Here is a 1,917-nt window from a genome sequence, read left to right as displayed (position 1 = left end):
CGGGATTGACAGGTAGTGAGTTTCCGGTAGAATACGCCTTCCTCGCTGAGGCCCGGCCCGGCGAGACGCTCTTTAACAATCGATCAGGTAATTCATGTGGGCGCTTGCTGACATTGATGGTCAATGATCATCAAGGCAAGCGACTCGTCAAGAGACGTTTGGACCTTGAGCCGAGATTGGTTCGCTCAACGAACCGAATGATTTGAACTGAAGAGTTTGATCATGGCTCAGATTGAACGCTGGCGGCAGGCCTAACACATGCAAGTCGAGCGGAAACGACGGGAGCTTGCTCCCGGGCGTCGAGCGGCGGACGGGTGAGTAATGCATAGGAATCTACCCGATAGTGGGGGATAACCTGAGGAAACTCAGGCTAATACCGCATACGTCCTACGGGAGAAAGCGGGGGACCTTCGGGCCTCGCGCTATGGGATGAGCCTATGTCGGATTAGCTGGTTGGTGGGGTAACGGCCCACCAAGGCGACGATCCGTAGCTGGTTTGAGAGGATGATCAGCCACATCGGGACTGAGACACGGCCCGAACTCCTACGGGAGGCAGCAGTGGGGAATATTGGACAATGGGCGAAAGCCTGATCCAGCCATGCCGCGTGTGTGAAGAAGGCTTTCGGGTTGTAAAGCACTTTCAGTGGGGAAGAAAGCGTGCGGGTTAATAACCGGTACGGACGACATCACCCACAGAAGAAGCACCGGCAAACTCCGTGCCAGCAGCCGCGGTAATACGGAGGGTGCGAGCGTTAATCGGAATTACTGGGCGTAAAGCGCGCGTAGGCGGCGAATCAAGCCGGTTGTGAAAGCCCCGGGCTCAACCTGGGAATGGCATCCGGAACTGGTTGGCTAGAGTGCAGGAGAGGAAGGTGGAATTCCCGGTGTAGCGGTGAAATGCGTAGAGATCGGGAGGAATACCAGTGGCGAAGGCGGCCTTCTGGCCTGACACTGACGCTGAGGTGCGAAAGCGTGGGTAGCAAACAGGATTAGATACCCTGGTAGTCCACGCCGTAAACGCTGTCGACTAGCCGTTGGGAGCCTTGAGTTCTTAGTGGCGCAGTTAACGCGATAAGTCGACCGCCTGGGGAGTACGGCCGCAAGGTTAAAACTCAAATGAATTGACGGGGGCCCGCACAAGCGGTGGAGCATGTGGTTTAATTCGATGCAACGCGAAGCACCTTACCTACCCTTGACATCCTCGGAACTTGGCAGAGATGCCTTGGTGCCTTCGGGAACCGAGAGACAGGTGCTGCATGGCTGTCGTCAGCTCGTGTTGTGAAATGTTGGGTTAAGTCCCGTAACGAGCGCAACCCTTATCCCTATTTGCCAGCGGTCCGGCCGGGAACTCTAGGGAGACTGCCGGTGACAAACCGGAGGAAGGTGGGGACGACGTCAAGTCATCATGGCCCTTACGGGTAGGGCTACACACGTGCTACAATGGTCGGTACAAAGGGTTGCGATCTCGCGAGAGCCAGCTAACCCCGGAAAGCCGATCTCAGTCCGGATCGGAGTCTGCAACTCGACTCCGTGAAGTCGGAATCGCTAGTAATCGTGAATCAGAATGTCACGGTGAATACGTTCCCGGGCCTTGTACACACCGCCCGTCACACCATGGGAGTGGACTGCACCAGAAGTGGTTAGCCTAACTTCGGAAGGCGATCACCACGGTGTGGTTCATGACTGGGGTGAAGTCGTAACAAGGTAGCCGTAGGGGAACCTGCGGCTGGATCACCTCCTTAAGCGATAGACCATTGGTGTTGGTAAGTGCCCACATTGAATTACCTGATCGGCCAGAGCGATGACTGTTTGGGTCGCGGACCCAGTGGTTGAAAGCCGGGTCTGTAGCTCAGTTGGTTAGAGCGCACCCCTGATAAGGGTGAGGTCGGCAGTTCGAGTCTGCCCAGACCCACCAAT

Annotated in this window: 1 tRNA gene and 1 rRNA gene; both read left to right on the top strand. The window is 56.3% G+C overall.

From position 1 onward, the window contains the following. The first annotated feature begins 204 nt into the window (after positions 1-204). Positions 205-1,742, top strand: a 16S ribosomal RNA gene (locus tag FVV99_RS18435). A gap of 96 nt (positions 1,743-1,838) precedes the next feature. Continuing rightward, positions 1,839-1,915, top strand: a tRNA-Ile gene (locus FVV99_RS18720). The last annotated feature ends 2 nt before the right edge of the window (positions 1,916-1,917 follow it).

This window comes from Aidingimonas lacisalsi (assembly GCF_008079445.1).
GTDB lineage: Bacteria > Pseudomonadota > Gammaproteobacteria > Pseudomonadales > Halomonadaceae > Aidingimonas > Aidingimonas lacisalsi.
Note: the sequence above shows the minus strand (reverse complement) of the source record. Positions and strands in the feature narration are given on the sequence as shown.